This window comes from Flavobacterium sp., assembly GCF_039932285.1.
GTDB lineage: Bacteria > Bacteroidota > Bacteroidia > Flavobacteriales > Flavobacteriaceae > Flavobacterium.
Genome location: NZ_JBDTQE010000022.1, coordinates 19,129 through 37,006, shown reverse-complemented (window position 1 = coordinate 37,006; position 17,878 = coordinate 19,129). Strand labels below are relative to the sequence as shown.

At 32.0% G+C, this 17,878-nt stretch carries 15 protein-coding genes and 2 pseudogenes; 9 read left to right on the top strand and 8 right to left on the bottom strand.

All coding sequences use genetic code 11. The features are described 5' to 3' along the window. Both ABI549_RS06165 and trxA read left to right on the top strand, forming a co-directional pair. Nucleotides 1-760, top strand: a 760-nt coding sequence (locus ABI549_RS06165; protein ID WP_348075582.1) for an outer membrane beta-barrel protein, incomplete at its 5' end; no start/stop codon positions are given. 197 nt (nucleotides 761-957) lie between these two features. Then, on the top strand, nucleotides 958-1,275 hold the full coding sequence (trxA, locus tag ABI549_RS06160; protein WP_348075581.1) for a thioredoxin: 318 nt from the start codon (nucleotides 958-960) through the stop codon (nucleotides 1,273-1,275). A gap of 145 nt (nucleotides 1,276-1,420) precedes the next feature. On the opposite strand, the gene ABI549_RS06155 is transcribed toward trxA, so the two are convergent. From ABI549_RS06155 to ABI549_RS06145, 3 genes are all read right to left on the bottom strand, one after another. Then, nucleotides 1,421-5,410, bottom strand: a complete 3,990-nt coding sequence (locus ABI549_RS06155; protein ID WP_348075580.1) for a GEVED domain-containing protein — start codon at nucleotides 5,408-5,410, stop codon at nucleotides 1,421-1,423. A 165-nt stretch (nucleotides 5,411-5,575) separates the two neighbouring features. Then, nucleotides 5,576-7,558: a tetratricopeptide repeat-containing sensor histidine kinase gene (locus tag ABI549_RS06150; RefSeq protein ID WP_348075579.1), complete on the bottom strand. Its 1,983-nt coding sequence runs from the start codon at nucleotides 7,556-7,558 to the stop codon at nucleotides 5,576-5,578. After that, a complete protein-coding gene (locus ABI549_RS06145; RefSeq protein ID WP_348075578.1) occupies nucleotides 7,555-8,259 on the bottom strand; it encodes a LytTR family DNA-binding domain-containing protein in 705 nt (234 codons plus the stop codon). The genes ABI549_RS06150 and ABI549_RS06145 overlap by 4 nt, the downstream gene beginning before the upstream one ends. 141 nt (nucleotides 8,260-8,400) lie before the next feature. Here ABI549_RS06145 and ABI549_RS06140 point away from each other — a divergent pair, with 141 nt between their 5' ends. The 6 genes from ABI549_RS06140 to ABI549_RS06115 all read left to right on the top strand — a co-directional run bounded on the left by ABI549_RS06140 (nucleotide 8,401) and on the right by ABI549_RS06115 (nucleotide 12,679). After that, on the top strand, nucleotides 8,401-8,901 hold the full coding sequence (locus ABI549_RS06140) for a hypothetical protein (RefSeq protein WP_348075577.1): 501 nt from the start codon (nucleotides 8,401-8,403) through the stop codon (nucleotides 8,899-8,901). Nucleotides 8,902-9,071: 170 nt separating this feature from the next. Beyond that, entirely contained in the window at nucleotides 9,072-9,398 is a 327-nt protein-coding gene (locus tag ABI549_RS06135; RefSeq protein WP_348075576.1) for a hypothetical protein, read from the top strand. Continuing rightward, nucleotides 9,392-9,661 carry a hypothetical protein gene (locus tag ABI549_RS06130; RefSeq protein ID WP_348075575.1) on the top strand — a complete coding sequence of 90 codons (270 nt, stop codon included), beginning with the start codon at nucleotides 9,392-9,394 and terminating at the stop codon, nucleotides 9,659-9,661. The genes ABI549_RS06135 and ABI549_RS06130 overlap by 7 nt, the downstream gene beginning before the upstream one ends. 24 nt (nucleotides 9,662-9,685) lie before the next feature. Then, nucleotides 9,686-10,246, top strand: a complete 561-nt coding sequence (locus ABI549_RS06125; RefSeq protein ID WP_348075574.1) for a hypothetical protein — start codon at nucleotides 9,686-9,688, stop codon at nucleotides 10,244-10,246. 10 nt (nucleotides 10,247-10,256) lie between these two features. After that, on the top strand, nucleotides 10,257-11,330 hold the full coding sequence (locus ABI549_RS06120) for a hypothetical protein (protein WP_348075573.1): 1,074 nt from the start codon (nucleotides 10,257-10,259) through the stop codon (nucleotides 11,328-11,330). Between the two features lie 11 nt (nucleotides 11,331-11,341). Continuing rightward, the gene (locus ABI549_RS06115) at nucleotides 11,342-12,679 is read left to right on the top strand and encodes an OmpA family protein (protein WP_348075572.1); all 1,338 of its coding nucleotides are present in this window, start codon (nucleotides 11,342-11,344) and stop codon (nucleotides 12,677-12,679) included. A gap of 49 nt (nucleotides 12,680-12,728) precedes the next feature. Here the strand turns inward: ABI549_RS06115 and ABI549_RS06110 are convergent, their stop codons facing one another. Together ABI549_RS06110 and ABI549_RS06105 are read right to left on the bottom strand one after the other, a co-directional pair. After that, entirely contained in the window at nucleotides 12,729-14,810 is a 2,082-nt protein-coding gene (locus tag ABI549_RS06110; RefSeq protein ID WP_348075571.1) for a HAMP domain-containing sensor histidine kinase, read from the bottom strand. After that, nucleotides 14,807-15,511, bottom strand: coding sequence for a LytTR family DNA-binding domain-containing protein (locus tag ABI549_RS06105; RefSeq protein ID WP_348075570.1), 705 nt, complete (start codon nucleotides 15,509-15,511; stop codon nucleotides 14,807-14,809). The genes ABI549_RS06110 and ABI549_RS06105 overlap by 4 nt, the downstream gene beginning before the upstream one ends. Before the next feature lie 144 nt (nucleotides 15,512-15,655). Between ABI549_RS06105 and ABI549_RS06100 the strand changes: the two genes are divergently transcribed. After that, nucleotides 15,656-16,237 (top strand): hypothetical protein, encoded by a 582-nt coding sequence (locus tag ABI549_RS06100; protein ID WP_348075569.1) that lies wholly within the window; start codon nucleotides 15,656-15,658, stop codon nucleotides 16,235-16,237. 120 nt (nucleotides 16,238-16,357) lie between these two features. Here the strand turns inward: ABI549_RS06100 and ABI549_RS06095 are convergent. The 3 genes and pseudogenes from ABI549_RS06095 to ABI549_RS06085 form a co-directional block, all read right to left on the bottom strand. Then, a pseudogene (locus ABI549_RS06095) lies at nucleotides 16,358-16,937 on the bottom strand (tyrosine--tRNA ligase); the annotation flags it as partial. A 75-nt stretch (nucleotides 16,938-17,012) separates the two neighbouring features. Beyond that, nucleotides 17,013-17,330, bottom strand: a pseudogene (locus tag ABI549_RS06090) (response regulator); the annotation flags it as partial. 60 nt (nucleotides 17,331-17,390) lie between these two features. Next, nucleotides 17,391-17,684, bottom strand: a complete 294-nt coding sequence (locus tag ABI549_RS06085) for a hypothetical protein (RefSeq protein ID WP_348075568.1) — start codon at nucleotides 17,682-17,684, stop codon at nucleotides 17,391-17,393. Nucleotides 17,685-17,878 lie beyond the last annotated feature (194 nt).

The following is a 17,878-nucleotide window of genomic DNA, read 5'->3' as shown; positions in this document are numbered from 1 at the left end:
TAATGGAACCACTTTGATTTCAAGAAAAACCAATCATGGATCTTTCGGAGAAGGATACCGTTTTGGAGGTGCTGTAGGATACCGTTTTACAACTCGTTTAGGAGCTGAAATGGGAATTAACTATTACTTAGGTAATAGCAAAACAATGGTTGAAACTACACACAGATTAGCAGGAGCTGGTCCAACTTTTGTAAGTGGTATAGCCGAAGGAAGAATTAAAGCATTAGACTTGTCGCCAGCTTTAGTTTTGTTTTTAGGTGAAGTGAATAATTTTGAACCTTACACAAAGGTAGGAGTTATTATCCCTGTACATGGTGATTTAACGATTGAAACAAATCGCACATATACTAATCCAGCAGGTGTAACTAATACATATAGTAAAGATGTTGTAAAGCCTAAAGCAACTATTGGTTTCCAAGCTGTTGTTGGAACATCGTACAAATTAGGTACACATTTATCGTTATTCGGTGAAATTGAATACCGTAACTTTACAGTGCATGGTAAATCTAAAGAAACAAAAGAATATAAAGAAGGTACTCAAGGTAATTTAATAGATAAACTATATACTCCAACGGCTTTCCGTCCTGATGCATCTTATTCTGCAAGCCATGTGAATTATGTTAATGAATTAACTACTACTTCAAACAGTAAAGTGACGAATGCTGCTAATTTTGATGTTAACAGTGCTACTGACGATATCAGTTCTTATGTTGGAATTAGTGGATTAGGTTTAACTATTGGACTAAAATACGTTTTGTAATTTTCAATAATAGTTAATTGTATCTTAAATATATTTAGAAGCTGGCTGGAAAGGCCAGCTTTTTTTTGGTATTATTCGAGGGTTAAGTATTGTGATAAAAAATGTCAATGCATTTATAGTTAAAACTGATTTTTAAAAAGCAAACTATTGAAAATAAAATTCTACTTTTGTCTAACAATTAATAAAGAAATAAAAAAATGGCATTAACAATAACCGATGCAACTTTTGAGGAAGTTGTATTAAAATCATCACAACCAGTATTAGTAGATTTTTGGGCAGCTTGGTGTGGTCCTTGCAGAATGGTTGGTCCAGTTATCGAAGAAATAGCAACAGAATATGACGGGAAAGCCGTTGTAGGAAAAGTTGATGTAGATGCAAATCAAGAATTTGCTGCAAAATACGGTGTTAGAAATATTCCTACAGTTTTAGTTTTTCAGAACGGAGAAGTTGTTGGAAGACAAGTAGGTGTTGCCCCTAAGCAAACTTATGCTGATGCAATTGATGCATTACTATAATTGTTTGATATAACTTAAAGTAATTTTAAAACAAAAAAGGTCTAACTTTCGTTAGACCTTTTTTGTGCTAATAAATTTTATATATTATTTCAAAAAAATCCCGCTATAAAGCGGGATCTTTAATTTTAACTATTTCTAGAAAATATTATTGTTTTACAAAACGTTTTGTAAAAGTTGATTCATTATCTGAAATTTCTAATATATAATTTCCAGAGTTGATGTTTGAAACATCAATAGAACCATTTGAAATTTTTCCATTCATAATTGTTTGACCTAACAAATTGTAAACTCTAAAAGTAGCTTTCTCAGAAACTGAAGTTACGTTTAAAATTGACGATGTTGGGTTAGGGAATAAGTTAATATTTATACCATTTCCTGCTGTTTGAGTTTGTTTTGCTAAAGCAGTAATGTTTACAGTATAATCTTCAACTTGACCATAAGTAAATGATTGGCAAGAAGTAGGGATAGCATTATAGCCCATAGAAACTCTCATTCTTGTTGTTCCTAAAACTGCAGTCGAAGGAATAGTAAATGTTCCTGTTACAGGAGTTGTTGTCGAAGTAGCTTTAGAAAAGACCAATTCACCAGCATCCGTAAATAATCCATTTTGGTTGTAATCTATCCAAACTGCATAACCTTCACTATATACAGTACTTGTCCAAGATGGTGTAATTGTAATTGTATAAGCGTTTGATATAGCCGCGTTTGTAGATAATGCTGTAAAGTTTTCGTAACCTGCGGTTCCTGTTGAAGTATTACTAATTGTTCCAAAAACAACTTTTCCGATTTTTTCGTCGGCAGTATTACTACTTGTAGATGTACAATAAGTAATTGTTGTAGGAGCTAATGTAGTTACACTAACTACATTACTTGATGCAGAAATATTTCCAGCAGCGTCTTTTGCTTTTACAGAAAAAGTATAAGCAGTTGAAGCTGTTAATGCAGTCACAGTAAAAGTTGTTCCAGCAACCGAACCTTTTAATGTTGTTCCTTGATAAATATCATATCCTATAACACCTACATTATCTGTAGAAGCTGTCCAAGATAAGTTTGTAGTTGTTTGTGTTGTTCCAGAAGCTGTTAAGGCAGTTGGTGCAGTTGGAACAACAGTATCTGCAGTTCCAGCAACAATATTAACGGTATAATCTTCTACTTGCCCGTAAGAAAAAGCCTCACAAGCTGTAGGAACAGCATTATATTTCATCGAAACTCTCATTCTTGTTGCTCCTGTTAATGCTGTTGCAGGAACTGTAAAAGATCCAGAAGCAGGAGTTGTAGTAGAAGCTGCTTTTGTATATACTGTTTCGCCAGCATCTGTAAACAATCCGTTTTTGTTATAGTCAATAAATACGGCATAAGCTTCAGGATAAACAGTTGATGTCCATGATGGAGTTACTGTTATTGTTACAGCCGAATTTTGAGTAATATTAGTTGATAATGAAGTAAAATCCTCATAACCAGCAGTTCCAGTAGAAGCATTATTAATACTTCCTATTGCAACTCTACCAATTTTTTCATCAGCCGTGCTATTTCCTTGGGAAGCACAATAGGTAATTGATGTTGTTAATGTGGTTACATTGACAGTATTACTTGCTACAGAAATATTTCCAGCAGCGTCTCTTGCGATTACATAGAAAGAATAAGCTGTAGCAGCTGTTAATCCTGTTACTGTGTAAGAAGTTGTTGCTACATTGGCTTTGAAAACACCACCTTGATAAACATCATATCCAGTAACTCCAACATTGTCTGTAGAAGCTGTCCAAGATAAATTAGTTGATGAAGAGGTAGTTCCAGAAGCAGTTAATGCAGAAGGAGCAGAAGGAGCTGTTGTATCAACAACATTAGATAGAGTCGTTACATTTACAACGTTGCTAGCTGCAGAAATATTTCCAGCAGCATCTTTTGCTTTTACAGAGAAAGTATAGGCTGTTGAAGCAGTTAATCCAGTTACTGCAAAAGTAGTAGCAGTTGTTGTACTCCCTTTTAATGTTGTACCTTGATAAACATCATATCCAGTAACTCCAACATTATCTGTAGAAGCTGTCCAAGATAGGTTTGTAGTTGTTTGTGTTGTTCCAGAAGCTACTAAAGTTGTTGGTGCCGATGGAGCAACAGTATCTGTAGAACCAGAAGTAATTGTAAAGTTTACATTAGAAATATCAAAGAAGATATGATTGGCTCCTTTTACCATAATTCTATTTGTAGTTCCAGGTGTATTAGGAATTGTAACTACTTCAGAACCATCATTAGGTGTTCCTAATAATAAAGCAACAGGATAAGTTAAACCACCATCTGTAGATAAATAAATATTAACATTAGCACAGTTTACTCCATTTGCTGTTGTTCCAGCCACATTCCAAGTTACAGTTTGAGAAGATCCACCTGCGTAAGAAACCGCAGTATTTGGAGAACTTACCGTAAACGGACCAGCAGTAGCATTAACCGTTACTACCATATCATCATAATTAGTTTGGCCAACTTTAATTGGAGCAACTGAACTATATGGGGCATTATCTCTTACTGTTAATCTGAAATTTAATGTTCTTGCTACAGAACTTAATGCTTCCACATTAATACCATCATTTCCTGTTCCAGCTGTTGTTGCAGAATTTGCGACAACTGATTGTATAATTGGAAAATATCTTGTAGGTGAAGCTGTTGGACTCCATGATCTCCAGTTTGGCCCAGAAGTTTTAGCAATACTAGCTACGCTATTTGCTCCCGTTTGTGTTCCTCCATCGTCATTTTGTTCCCAGCAATAAGTTAAAGCATCTCCAGTATTTGCATCAGTTGCAGAACCTGTAAGTGTAAACGGAGTACTTTTAGGAATTGTATAATCTAATCCTGCATTTACAATTGGAGTGGCGTTATTTGCAGAGATAGAAGTAGTTACAGGACAAGTTTTAGTAGCTAAATTTGCTTGAATTTGAGCAATTGTTGCTTCATGATAAATATCGATAGAATGAGGAGCAATATCTTGAGATGTAATTCCCGCATAACCCATAATAGTTACACCAGAACCTACTTCTTTACTCACTCCAGATCCTTCGTTGCTGTTAGAGAAAGTGTGATTTCCTCCTAGTTGATGTCCAACTTCGTGAACAACATAATCGATATCGAAATTATCACCTTGAGGAATACCATCAGCAGGTGAAGTTATACCTGAACCTTTAGCAGAATCACATACACAACCTATACAACCAGCATTTCCTCCTCCCCCAGAAGCACCAAACATATGACCAATATCATAATTTGCAGCACCAATAGTGTTGGTTAATGTTGTTTGTAACGAAGCGTTCCAACTTGATAATGTAGTTGAGTACGGATCGGTAGCGGCATTATAGAAAATCACACTAGTAGTGTTTGCGATAAGGTTTAAGTGTAAAGCCAAATCTTTTTCATATACTCCATTACAACGAGTTAATGTAGCATTGAATGCAGCCAAAACTTTTGCTTGATCTGTAGAATTACCAGCTGTACTTGCGCCAAAATAAGCTGCATATTCTCCATTACAAGATTGAGCTAGTCTCATTACTCTTAATTGAGCTGAACTAGATTTGCTTGTACTCGGAATTTGACTATTGATATCTAAAACTAGTGCATGATCATCAGTTGAGCATGTCCAAGGTAGTTTGCCTTTTTCTCTTTGGGATTTAAAAACAGCATAAACAGAGTGATCTTGAGAATATGGTTCTATAAACTCATTTTCTTTATCCGTTCTAAAAATCATTGTTTGAATACCTTGAGGAGAAATACTTAATTTTATGGTAGCATATCTGTCAGTAATTCCTTTTCCTGAATAGGCTCTGATTTCTGGAAATTGAGCTTGTAAAGCTGGGTCAAAATTTGATGCCTCTATCATTTCAAATTGTTCGAACTGACCATCAGCATTTGGCAATGTAATACTTACTGTTTGATTGTTTGATCTGTTAATCGTTGAAAACAAAGTGTTTCTTAACTGAGCAGTATTCAAATCATATAGGCTGAACGTTTTTGGAAACGATAACCTAGCTACACCCTTGTCTGTAGCTGTAATTTTATTGGTGGTTGCATTGTGTGCAGACCAATATTTACCCGTTTGTGCTTGCATGTATCCGCAAGCAAAAATGGATAAACCTAAAATAAATTTTTTCATAAAATTTGGGTTTTTTGGTTTTTATAGATTGCGAATGTATCAATGTTTTTTTATTTAAAATGAATTATAGTTAAAATAATTACACAATATCGACAAAATAAGCAAAAATATCGATTATGTGTAAAATGAAATACATTCTTAAGGTATGGGTTTTTAAAAAATATTTTATTTTTTAAAATTCAAGATAAATATAGTTCCTTCATTCAATTTAGACTCCACTTCAATTTTGCAATCTATAGCTTTTGCTAAATCTCTTATTAAGTGAAAACCTAAACCAGTTTTGATTCCAGAAATTTCTTTGTCATCATATAATGCTTTAAATTGTTCATTAGATGCACCTTTTCCATTATCGGTAATTGATAAAAAAGTTTGGTTATTTTCTTTCCAAGTCTTCCAAATTATTAATGGACTTTCTGTTTCTTTCAAAGCTTTTATAGCATTCCCAGTTAGGTTTCGAATGATGGTTTTTAGGTAATTTTCGTCTGTATTTAATTGCAAATTTTCTGGGTTTTCATATGAAATTTTTATATTTTCTTCGCTAGAAAAATGCTTTTGAGTGTCTTCAAATAAAGACGAAATATAAATTTTGGTTGGTTGCGGTTTGAAATTTTCCATCTGACTTTTGCTCCATTGCAAAATATCTTCCATAGAATTTAGTAGGTTTTCTGCGCCTTCCATGGTTTTGTCTTGCATGCGTTTCGTGCTTTCCTCATCAAGCATTTCTGGGCTTTCTTTTTGAAGTTGTAAAAAGAAAATCAAGTTGGCAACAGGCCCTCGTAAATCGTGATTTAAAATACTAAAAAAACGAGTTTTGGCTTTATTGGCTTCGTCAAGATCAGTATTTAAAAGCTGTAATTTTTCGTTGTTCTTTTGTCGGTTCTGACTCTGATAAAACAACAAACTTCCAATGATTGCAAGTAAAAGAATTCCAGATAACAAAAACCATTTCTGTTTGTTGGAATTGCTTATTTGCAGATTTTTGATGGTATTTTGAGTCGAAAGCTGGTTAATTTTTTGCTCTTTTTTCTCCGTTTCATACTTGCGAAGTAAGTCTTCCGTATTTTTTGCAATATCAATTTTATTTATTGAATCTTTTTCAACTTCGGCAGCCTGTTTGTACGCTAGTGCCTTTTTAAAATCTTTTTTTACTTCATATAATTCCGATAGATTTTGATTGGCAGTGTACTGATATTCCATATCTTCAAAATCATTGGACAATGCTAATGCTTCCTGATAATATTTTTCGGCTAAACCATATTTTTTTTGAGCAAAATACATATCACCTAAATTGGAACAAACTATTTTTAGTGATTGTGTAGTTTCCAATTCTCTACAAAAACCTTCAGATTTTTTAAGATATTTTTCAGCTTTCGGATAATCTTTAGCTTTTTGATAGAGTCTGCCTAAATTGGTAAGTAAGTCGGTTTGCAGTAATTTATAATTAGCATCTTCTGCATATTTTAGTCCTTTTTCGTAATGCCTTATTGCTTTTTTGTTTTTCTTTATATCTTCATTCAGATTACCAATGTTATTTTCACAGATAGCCATTCCGATAAAATTCTTTAAGTCCGTTTCAATAGTCAGTGCTTTGTTAAAATAACCCAGAGCTTCGTCATATTTTTTGTAGAACTTAAGATTGTTGCCAAGTTGATTGTACGGATTTGTCTTGAGCGGCTTTAATTTATTTTTTTCCTGAAAATTAATCAGTTTAATGGAGTATTTTGTTGCATTTTCACGGTCTCCCAATTGATTATAAATGATTCCGATATTGTTTAAAGCATTTTGGTATTTCTTTTTTGGGAGTTTATATTTTTCAATGATCTTGGTGCTTTCCAGAAAACATTCCATCGCTTTTTGAGGATTTTGATTGGAATATTCTATAACGCCTTTCATATTCTGCACACTGTAAATACCAATCCCAAAATTAAATTTGATGGAAAGTTTATCCATTTGTGCAATAGACTTTTTAGCGTCTTCTATTTTTCCTTCCTGAACTAAAAGAAAAGCATATTCGTTGAGTGCCAAAATATAAGTCGTGTCTTGAGGTTTTGTTTTCAAAAAGACGGTCAGCGAATCCATCGATTTTGGAACCTGAGCAAAGGAATTCGCGAAAGTTAATAGCAAAAACAGAAGGAGAATCTTTTTCATAAAATGATATCTAGATTGCCTTTAAAGCTTCTGCCAACTGGAATAAAATTGCCGTTGTTAAGTTCGATTTCCTGACTGCTGATTTTTTGAATGTATTGTTTCTGAACAGCGTAACTTCGGTGAACTCTTAAAAAAGAATTAAATTTTTCTTCGAGTAAAATTTCACCCAAATTAGATAATACGCAATGTCTTTTGTTTTCAGTTACCAAGATGGTATAGTTTTTTAGCGCTTCCAAATAGAGTATTTCATGCAGTTTGACTTTTATTTGATCATGGCCTGTTTTTACAAAAACCGTATCTCCTCCAAGTGTTGATTCAAATAAATTGGATTTCGTTCGAACTTCCATAAATTCTTCCAGTCGCTTCATCATTTGTTCAAAACGAGGAAACTTAAATGGTTTTACTATAAAATCTAAAGTTTGTAATTCGAAAGTCTCTGCTGCACTTTCTGAATGTGAAGAAATAAAAACACAAACGGGAATTTCTAATGCTTTTTTACGCAATTCCAATCCTGAAGCACCATTCATTTCAATGTCTAAAAAGGCAACATCAATACTATTAGTACTTAAAAAAGTTAAGGCTTTTTCGGCTGAGTCAAAAACACCTACAATATTTAAGGTAGAAAATCTTTTGGCATAGGAAAGTATAACGAGCCGATCCATTTCATCATCATCAACAATTATGCAGTCAAAAAGCTTCATCCGTTATTTTTATTCAAATATAAAGATTTTTCTGTAAAAACGGTTATTCGTGTATTTAAAATGGCGTTGGTCCTTTTGTACTTGATTGACTTAGATTCGCTTAGTAAGTTTGTGCTTATTAATCTAAAAAATCAATTAATTATGAGTACTTATAAATATGTTACACCCTATTGGAGAGACAGTCAAACTGTTTTTGGCGAAGGGATAAAAGCGTACACAGGAACTACTTTTTTCATATTAAACTACAATGATAGTAGAGCTAATATCGCCATTCATTTTTATGATTTAAATGGAAATTTAATAACGGATATGGAAGTAGCAATGCTCGTACCAGCCAACTCCGTTTTAGACATGAGAATTGTAGATATCATAAGTTTTAAAGATCCTAATTATCGAGTGGCAACCAATTTAAGAACCGGTTCTATGAGAATTGTTAGCGATGTCCCTTTGGTAACTAGCGGTAAAATGTACAATGGTAAATCAACTTCCGATGGAGTCGTTGAAGATCTAAATGTATGGTCAATTCCGTTTGAAGAAGTTAAAGTAGTTCCACTAGAATTACATAGAATAGGCGATGAGATTCCAATCACTGATAAAAGTTATAAAGGATATTTTGACCGAAGAAGACCAGGACAAAGATAGTATTAGACACCTAAAAACTCCACATTGAAACATGTGGAGTTTTTTTATAAAAAAATTGTCTTTTGTGTATTTAAATTGTCGTTCGTCCTTTTGTCGTTTTTTCACAATCTATTATTATTCAACTTTGTTCAAGAATTATTAAACACAACTAATATTAAAACTTAGAAATTATGAGAAATAAAAAATTTAATTTTCAAATTAATGTAAAAAATGGGTTGCTTTACTTATTAATAACAATGCTAAGTATATTAACCATTTCCTGCAACCCTGATGATAATAATAGTACAGCGTCTACAACACAAACAAACTCTGGCACTGCCAACGTAACCGTGACTTCTGGGGGACAACAATTTAAATTAGCTGGACCATGTGGTTGGGCAGTTGCAGGTGGTGCAAATTATATTGGTGCCAATCAGTCAGAGAATAGTATGCGAACGTTTTCTTCCTATTTTAACATTACGCAACTTCCTACTGTAACGACACTTATACTTTGGTAGAAGACGCTAGTAGTACTCATACTAATCCAAATCATACTACAATGAGTATTGGTGAATTAACAGGAAGTACTCTAACCGAATGGTTTTCTAAAGATACATCCGGAACCTTAACACTTGTTGTTGATGGAAATAAAACAACAGCAAACCTTGCCGGAATTACTTTGTATCCTTATCAAGGCAATCCTATATTTTCTACCGGAAATACAGGTGCTTTTGCTAATAATGGTGCTTTGACAGGAACACTAGTTTTTTACAAACAGTAAATAGTAACTAAAATTTAAAATAACATGAAAAATTTATTGCTCTTAGCAACATTATTCTCTCTTTTTTCTTGTAAAAAAGAAGAAACAATCTCGGCAAACGAAGTGGTGGCAGATATCAAGCAAAACACTGAAATCTCTGCTAAAGAAGGCACAGGAAAAATAACCTTACGTTGCAATGGCAAAGAAATCACCACAGAAGGCGTTTGCGGTGGCTTAACGATCATGGGAGCTTTAATTATTGCGGTCAAAGACAAAACCAATCCAGCAAAAGTCTTTACTATTAACTTTAATGTTGCAGATTTTCCTGTTGATGGAAAAGAATACCTTATAAAATCTAAGGATTATTCTGTAGACAAGAATCCTGAAAATGAAGTTTCAGTAAGTTTTATGGAGGCATTGTCCAACAATAAAATGAATGTTTGGGAAACGCAACCAACCTCTGGAAAATTGGCTTTTTCGGTTAAAGGCAACGAAATTAAATGCCAATTGAAAGACCTGAAATTAAAGCCTAGTATCGTGTACAATGCAGACGATTTGCAAGGTGAAGGTACTATTTCTGGTGAGCTTACGCTTTATAAAAACTAAAACAATTAAGATGAAAACATTAAAACAAATACTAGGAATCACACTCATCAGCTTTTTTGCTATTTCATGTAGCAATGATGCAGAGCAAGATGTTCCAGCGCCAACCTTAGCACCCAAAGATATTTATACTGCGGGTTACGAATACAATGCTTCTGGGAAGCAGGTTGCAAAATATTGGAAAAATACTATCGAAACCGTTATAACTACGGGTGCTAAAAATGCTGAAGCTACAGATATTATTGTATATAACGATATCGTATATGTAACAGGTTCCGAAATCATCAATAGCGCTTATGAGCCGTTTTTATGGAAATTTGACACTCATGGAAATCGTATTACACTGGCTTTACCTACTATTTCTGCAGGTACAAAAGACGGATATGCTTCAGCTATAGCCGTTTCAGGGAATGACATATATGTTGCAGGAAAGGAAACAAATGCTGCGGGGAAAAGAGTGGCAAAATACTGGAAAAACGGAGTAGCTACAATATTGTCAGATGGTTCTATGAGTTGCGATGTTACTTGTATTGCAGTTGTTGGAAATGATGTCTATGTGGGTGGTTCAGAGAATAACGCTGCAGGGAACAGTATCGCAAAATACTGGAAAAATGGAGTATCGATTAATTTAACGAATGGAATGCAAGATGCATTAATTCAGTCTATAGTAGTAAAAGATAATATTGTTTATGCTTCTGGAGCTGAAAACATAAATGCTGCAACGATGGTTTCAAAATATTGGAAAAATGGAGTAGCTACAAATTTAACAACCAATTATGTAGCTGTTTCTTTAGCTATGACTGTCGTAAACAATGATGTGTATGTAACAGATTCTTCTTCTGATGGACTCAATTCTAGTTATGTCTCTAAAGTATGGAAAAATGACACTGCTACAAATGTGTCTAGCAACAATCAAACAGCATATGCTATTTCAGTTGTTGGTACTGATATTTTTGTGGCTGGAAATGAAAAAAGCACAACTACTGGTGAAAGTTTTGCCAGTTACTGGAGAAATGGAGTTAGAAATAGTCTTACTGATGGAACTTATAATGCTATGGCATATTCAATTTTTGTAACTACTAATTAAAATCAATTAGCATGAAAATACTAAAAACAATATTTATAACAATAACCGCATTGTTATTTTCTTCTCAAAGTCACGCACAATTTTTTAAAAATTTAGCTGATAAAGCCGCGAATGCAGCATCCAGAACAGTAGAACGAAAAGTAGAAGAAAAATCAGAAAAAACGACTAGCGATGCTTCCGATCAAGTTTTAAATCCCAAGATAAAAAAATCTAAGAACAAAGAAACAAACGATAACGAAGTAGTAGAAGAGTCCAAATCTAAAAAAGACAAAAGTGGTAAATCCGATAAAAAAACTAAAGAAGTAAAATCGGCAAAAGATTTTGTTCCTGGAAACAAAGTTTTAGTTTATGAGGATTTTTCACAAGATGCTATTGGCGATTTTCCTGTAAATTGGCTCACAAACAGTAGTGGTGAAGTAGTTGAAATTTCAGGCACTCCGCAGCGTTGGTTAAAATTATCAAACAAAGGTGCATTTACCATTACCGATGTAAAGCAATTGCCAGAAAATTTTACATTAGAATTTGAAGTTTATATCAATCCAGGTTCATTTTCTTTCTATTCTTCATTTTTAAATATCGGATTTATCGAATCTAAAAAGAAAAATGATTATTCTAAATGGGACGAATATAGCAATGGTTCGGAAGGAATTATTATGAGAATATCACCAACAGTTGCCGATGCTTATAAAGAAGGAACACTAGGGCATTCTGGGGTTAAAGTGTTTTCCGAAGGCGAAAAAATATTAGAAAACGAACTTGATACACCAAGTTTTAATTATACCAACAATAATCAAGTAAAGGTGCAAATTTGGAGACAAAAAAACAGATTGCGAATGTATATTGGAGGGCAAAAAATCTGGGATTTACCCAATGCTTTTCAGCAAGTAAAGTATAATAATGTTATGTTTTATATTCATGACTATAACAACGAAGAAGATAAATATTATATTTCTAATTTTAGACTAGCCGAAGCTACAGGAGACACCAGACACAAATTGCTAGAAACTGGAACTTTTTCTACTAATGAAATTTTGTTCGATTCAGGAAAAGCATCTATAAAACCATCTAGTATAAAGGTTATAGATGAAATAGGGAATGTATTAAAAGTCAATCCAAAAATTAAAATATCTATTACAGGACATACTGATAGTGATGGCGATGATAAAAAAAATCTAGAATTGTCAAAACTTAGAGCGATGGCAGTAAAAACAGAGTTGGTTAGAAAATTTGAATTAAACGAAGACAATATTCAGGTTATTGGAAAAGGAGAGACGCAACCCATTTCAAAGAACATGACCGAAGAAGGTAAAAAACTAAATCGAAGAGTCGAATTTAACGTTATTAAGTAGTGGTGTTTTTTAATTTTTTACGTTAGGTCTGGCGAAAGTCAGGCCTTTTTTATTTAAAACTCAACACGAATGTTGTTCCTTCTTTCAATTTAGATTCTACTTTAATTTTGCAATCAATAGCTTTTGCTAAATCTTGGATTAAATGTAAACCCAAGCCGGTTTTTATACCTATAACCTCAGTATCATCGTATAATGCTTTAAAATTTTCTTGAACTCCACCAATACCATTATCTGAAATCGACAAGTGGGTTTTGTTGTTTTCCTGCCAAGCTTTCCAAATTATAGTCGGATTATTAGTTTTATTTAATGCTTTTATAGCATTTCCAGTAAGATTTCTAATAATAGTTTTTAGATAATTTTCGTCAGTAATGAATTCTATTTTTTCAGGATTCTCAAAAATAATTGTTATTTTTTCTTCGCTTTCAAAATGTTTTCTTGTATCATCAAAAATAGAATCTATGGTAGTTTTTTTATATTGCGGGTTAAAATTTTCCATCTGCCCCTTGCTCCAAAGTAAAATATCTTCCATCGAATTAAGTAGATTTTCTGCCCCTGTAATGGTTTTGTTTTCCATTCTTTTCTTACTTTCTATGTCAAGCAATTCTGGACTGTCTTTCTGAATATGTAAGAAATGAATTAGATTAGCAACAGGACTTCTTAAATCGTGATTTAATATACTAAAAAAACGTGCTTTGGTTTTGTTTGCTATTTCAAGCTCGGTATTTAATAGTTGTAATTTCTTATTTATTTTTTTGCGATTTCTACTTTGATAAAAAATCAGAAAACTTATAATCGCTATGAGTAATATTCCTAAAATATACAAAATACGTTGTCGATTAGCATTTTTTATTTGCAGATTTTTAAATGCATTTTCAGTAGATAAAATATTTATTTTTTGTTGTTTGGTTTTATTCTGATATTTAGCTTCAGCATTCGCAATACTTTGTTTAGAAGATTCCATTTGTATAGAGTCATTACTTTGACTGTATATATTGGAATAAATATATGCTTTTTGCCAAAGTCCTAATGCTGCATAACTTTTAGAAAGTGTTTTGCTTATGTCTGCATAATATTCCTTATCGAAGCTTGATGCAAATTTTGATGCAAATTTTAGTGTTACAATCGAATTTTTATAATCTCCTTTTTTGTAAAGAACCTTGCCTATTGTCATATTTGCTTCCATGAGAATTTCTTCATCATTAGATTTCTGAGCAAGGACCAATGCCTTTTTAGAATAGCTGTAAGCTTTTTGAATCTCATTATTCTCTAAATAATACTCTGCCATACTTCTATTGGCAAGACTTATATTTAGTAGTAGCGAATCATTTTTGCTTACTAGATTGTAAATTTCTTTGTAGTATTTTTGAGCGCTATCTATTTTTTTTAAAGCTACATAACATTGTATGTAGTTGTTGTGTAAAAATGCTATCGCATTAGAAGAATTAGTAATATATGATTTTGCATAATTTGTATATTCTATTCCTTTCTGGTAGTGCTTCATTTTTATATATCCACCAGCTATTTGTTCGTAAGAAATTCCAATATTATCGTTATTATTTGGATCGCTTTTTGGAAATAATTTTCGATATTCGATTGCTTTTATTTTGTAAAAAATAAATTTTTCGTAAGATGATTTGTCTAAATAATACTCGCCTAAACTTCCGTTAAGAATACCTTTAGTATAAATACTTTTTGTAGTATCTAATATTTTTTTGATGTAATTTATTAAGCTATCTCTTTTACTAAATTCTTTTGTAGAGTAATACAAATAATTAAGACGCATGATGGCAAGCGTTTCAGATTTTAATTGTTTTGATTTTTTTGCATATTTCCAAGAGCTCTCATAACAATCTACAGCATCATTGTAGTTATTATTGTCATACTCAAATCCATAAGCTTTATAGTAATAAAATTTAGATAAAAAAGAATTGTCATTTTTAGATAAAATAAGACCTTGATTTGCAATAGTAACTAGTCGCTTGTATTTTTCATCATCAATTAGTTTCTTACAGTAATCTTCCCAAATTTGAAGTTTTTCTTTTTGAGTTTTATATTTTGAAAGATTGGGTTCTTGTTGTGAATAAGAAATCAATGAAATCATCATTAATAACGAAAATATAAATTTCCTCATAGAATAAAATTCAAATTATCTTTATAACTTCTTCCTACGGGAATTAAAATGTTATTATTTAATAAAATTTCTTGTGAATTTATTTTTTGAATAAATTGTTTTTGTACCGCAAAACTTCTATGTATTCTTATAAAAGATTGAAAATGGTTTTCTTTTAATAACGTTCCAATACTTGACAAAACACAATGCCTTTTCTGATTAGTTACTATGAGAGTATAATCTTTTAAAGCTTCGAGATATAAAATATCATGTAATTTTACTTTTGTTTGTTCATGACCTTCTTTTATATAAATAGTATCACCACCAATACTTGCTTCAAAGAGTTGAGCTTTGTGTTTTATTTCCATAAACTCTTCAATACGGCTCATTGTTTGGGCAAAACGGTCAAATTTTATTGGTTTTACAATAAAATCTAATGTTTCTAATTCAAAACTTTCTACAGCATGTTCGGTATGAGCAGTAATATATACACAAATAGGGACATTGAGTGTTTTTTTTCTTAATTCGAGTCCGTTCAAACCAGGCATGTCAATATCAAGGAAAAGAATATCTACTTTTTCTCTTTCAATAATTTCTAAAGCATCTTCCGCTAATTCGTAACTGCCTAAAATATTTAGGTTAGAAAATCTTTTTGCATAGGAGATTACCGTCAATCTGTCGATTTCGTCATCATCTATAATTATACAATTTAATTTTTTCACCCTGTAATTGATGTTTTTTATCAAAAATAAGAAATTTAAATTAATAATTGTTGTCTGTCTATTTAAAACGTCGTTCGTCTATTAGTGATTTTCTAAGAAATAATGCAGGCGCATCTTTGCCTAAATAATAAACAAATATAAATTATGAAAACAATTAAAACAACAATCGCAATTTTAGCATTAGCAATTTTTTCAATCTCTTGTAGTAAAGATGATGAGGCAACACCAGCAGTAGTTATTCCAGAACAAAATCCTTTAGCAGGATATTTAACCGCATCAGGATTTGATCAAGCATTAACAAATCATATAAATTCCGTGGATTATGAGTTTGGGTATTCCTTTACTCCTTTAGTAAATGGCACAATGACTGCTATTGTAGCTAAAATTCCAGATATTCATATAGGAATGAGAGTTACCATATGGGATAAAGTAGCAGGAACGGTACTTAGAACTGAATCTATTGACATGATAGCTGCTGGAGTAGAAGTGACTAAGGCAATTAATGCTTTAACTCTTGTAAAAGATAAAGAATATTTTATTACATTCAATAGTAATGATTGGTACGACCATAGAAAAACAGATAATTCAGCAGTTACTTATCCTTTTACAATAGAAGACATCAAAATTACAGGATATTCTTACGCAACAGGAACAGCTCAGGCAATTCCTAATACTCCTCAAACAACTTATTATGCTGGAGATGTAAGTTTTAAATTTCAAAAATAATAATTTGATTTATAAACAAATATTTCGGGGAATATTTATTTATAAATTTTTTGAGTTAGTTTAAACAAAAATAAGGTCTGGTGTAATTACCAAACCTTTTTTTGTTTAAAATAATCTCGTTTATCTAACACTCAAAACAAAATAATTTTTCTTCCCGCTTTTTAATAATACAAACTGATTGTTTATCATGTCTTTTGATGAAAGTATAAATTCTCCAGTTACTTTTTCTTTATTTACTGAAATAGAATTAGCGGTAAGTGTTCTTCTAGCCTCTCCATTAGATTTTAAGAATCCTGATTTTTCATTCAGCACCTCAACAATATTTATTCCAGCTTCAATATCAGATTTTGAAATTTCAGCTTGCGGAACACCATCAAAAATTCCTAAAAAAGTGGCAGCATCTATCCTTTCAAATCATCAGAATTAGAATTGCCAAACAAAATATTAGAAGCTTTTATTGCTTTTTCTAATTTTGGCTGCTCCATGAACTAGTGTTGTGATTTCTTCGGTTAGTTTGCGCTGTAAAACACGTAAATGTGGTGCGTTTTTATTTTTTTCAATCAAACCATCAATGGTGTTTTTATCTAAAAAAGTGAATGTTTTAATGTGTTTTTCGGCATCTTCATCGGAAGTATTTAACCAAAATTGGTAAAAACTTATAAACCGAATTTTTATCGGCAGCTAGCCAAAGGTCACCGCCAAGTCTTGCTTCAAATAAATTTGCTTTAGTCCGAACTTCCATAAATTCGTATAAGCGTTGCATCATTTGTTCAAAACGTGGAAATTTAAATGGTTTTGCAATAAAGTCTAAGGTTTGTAATTCAAAAGTTTCTGCAGCATTTTCGGAATGAGAAGAAATAAAAATGCAAATTGAAATTTCTAAGGATTTTCTGCGCAATTCTAATCCGTTTGCTTCTCCCATTTCAATATCTAAAAAGGCAACATCAACTGTATTTGTGCTTAAAAAATTTAACACTTTTTCCGCTGAATAAAAGATACCGAAAATATTTAAGACCGAAAATATTTTAGCATAAGAAAGAACAACGAGCCTTTCCATTTCATCATCAACAATTATGCAGTCAAAACGCTTCATTGATTATATTTTTATTCCAATATAGAGACTTTCGAAAAAAAGCTGTTGTAAGCAGTTTTTTTATTTAGTTATATACCTCAAAAATCGTCTTCCGATGTCTGTAAATTTATAAATAGCATCAGGTTTATGGATAATATCGTATGATTCCAGCAATGCGATTAATTTAGTTATGTTTGCATCATTCTGCATTCTTGAATTATTTTGAATTGATCTTGTTATGTAATTAAAAGCATCTAATTCAATGCTATTATTCATTATCCTTTCTGCCAACTTTTCAAGTTCTGAATTTCTATTATCTATTACTTCATCTACTTTCTCTAAACTACTACCATTATCAATTTGTTTTTTAAGCAATTCAATTTCTAAATTTTTGTCTTGAACTAATTTTGAAAACCTCTCTTCTTGTTTAAGGATTTGCTCTCTTAATTCAATAGATTGTTCAACGGTTAATAACTGTTTACTTTCAATTAAGTTTTTATGTTTTGATTTCTAATTTTCAAAATTTATTGATAACCAATATGCTCCGTTGGAAAGAAAAGGAATAATTG

What these genes read in the sequence shown, in the direction of transcription:
- trxA (WP_348075581.1), top strand. Translation starts at nt 958, where the DNA reads ATGGCATTAACAATAACCGATGCAACTTTTGAGGAAGTTGTATTAAAA.
- ABI549_RS06155 (WP_348075580.1), bottom strand. Translation starts at nt 5,410, where the DNA reads ATGAAAAAATTTATTTTAGGTTTATCCATTTTTGCTTGCGGATACATG.
- ABI549_RS06150 (WP_348075579.1), bottom strand. Translation starts at nt 7,558, where the DNA reads ATGAAAAAGATTCTCCTTCTGTTTTTGCTATTAACTTTCGCGAATTCC.
- ABI549_RS06145 (WP_348075578.1), bottom strand. Translation starts at nt 8,259, where the DNA reads ATGAAGCTTTTTGACTGCATAATTGTTGATGATGATGAAATGGATCGG.
- ABI549_RS06140 (WP_348075577.1), top strand. Translation starts at nt 8,401, where the DNA reads ATGAGTACTTATAAATATGTTACACCCTATTGGAGAGACAGTCAAACT.
- ABI549_RS06135 (WP_348075576.1), top strand. Translation starts at nt 9,072, where the DNA reads ATGAGAAATAAAAAATTTAATTTTCAAATTAATGTAAAAAATGGGTTG.
- ABI549_RS06125 (WP_348075574.1), top strand. Translation starts at nt 9,686, where the DNA reads ATGAAAAATTTATTGCTCTTAGCAACATTATTCTCTCTTTTTTCTTGT.
- ABI549_RS06120 (WP_348075573.1), top strand. Translation starts at nt 10,257, where the DNA reads ATGAAAACATTAAAACAAATACTAGGAATCACACTCATCAGCTTTTTT.
- ABI549_RS06115 (WP_348075572.1), top strand. Translation starts at nt 11,342, where the DNA reads ATGAAAATACTAAAAACAATATTTATAACAATAACCGCATTGTTATTT.
- ABI549_RS06110 (WP_348075571.1), bottom strand. Translation starts at nt 14,810, where the DNA reads ATGAGGAAATTTATATTTTCGTTATTAATGATGATTTCATTGATTTCT.
- ABI549_RS06100 (WP_348075569.1), top strand. Translation starts at nt 15,656, where the DNA reads ATGAAAACAATTAAAACAACAATCGCAATTTTAGCATTAGCAATTTTT.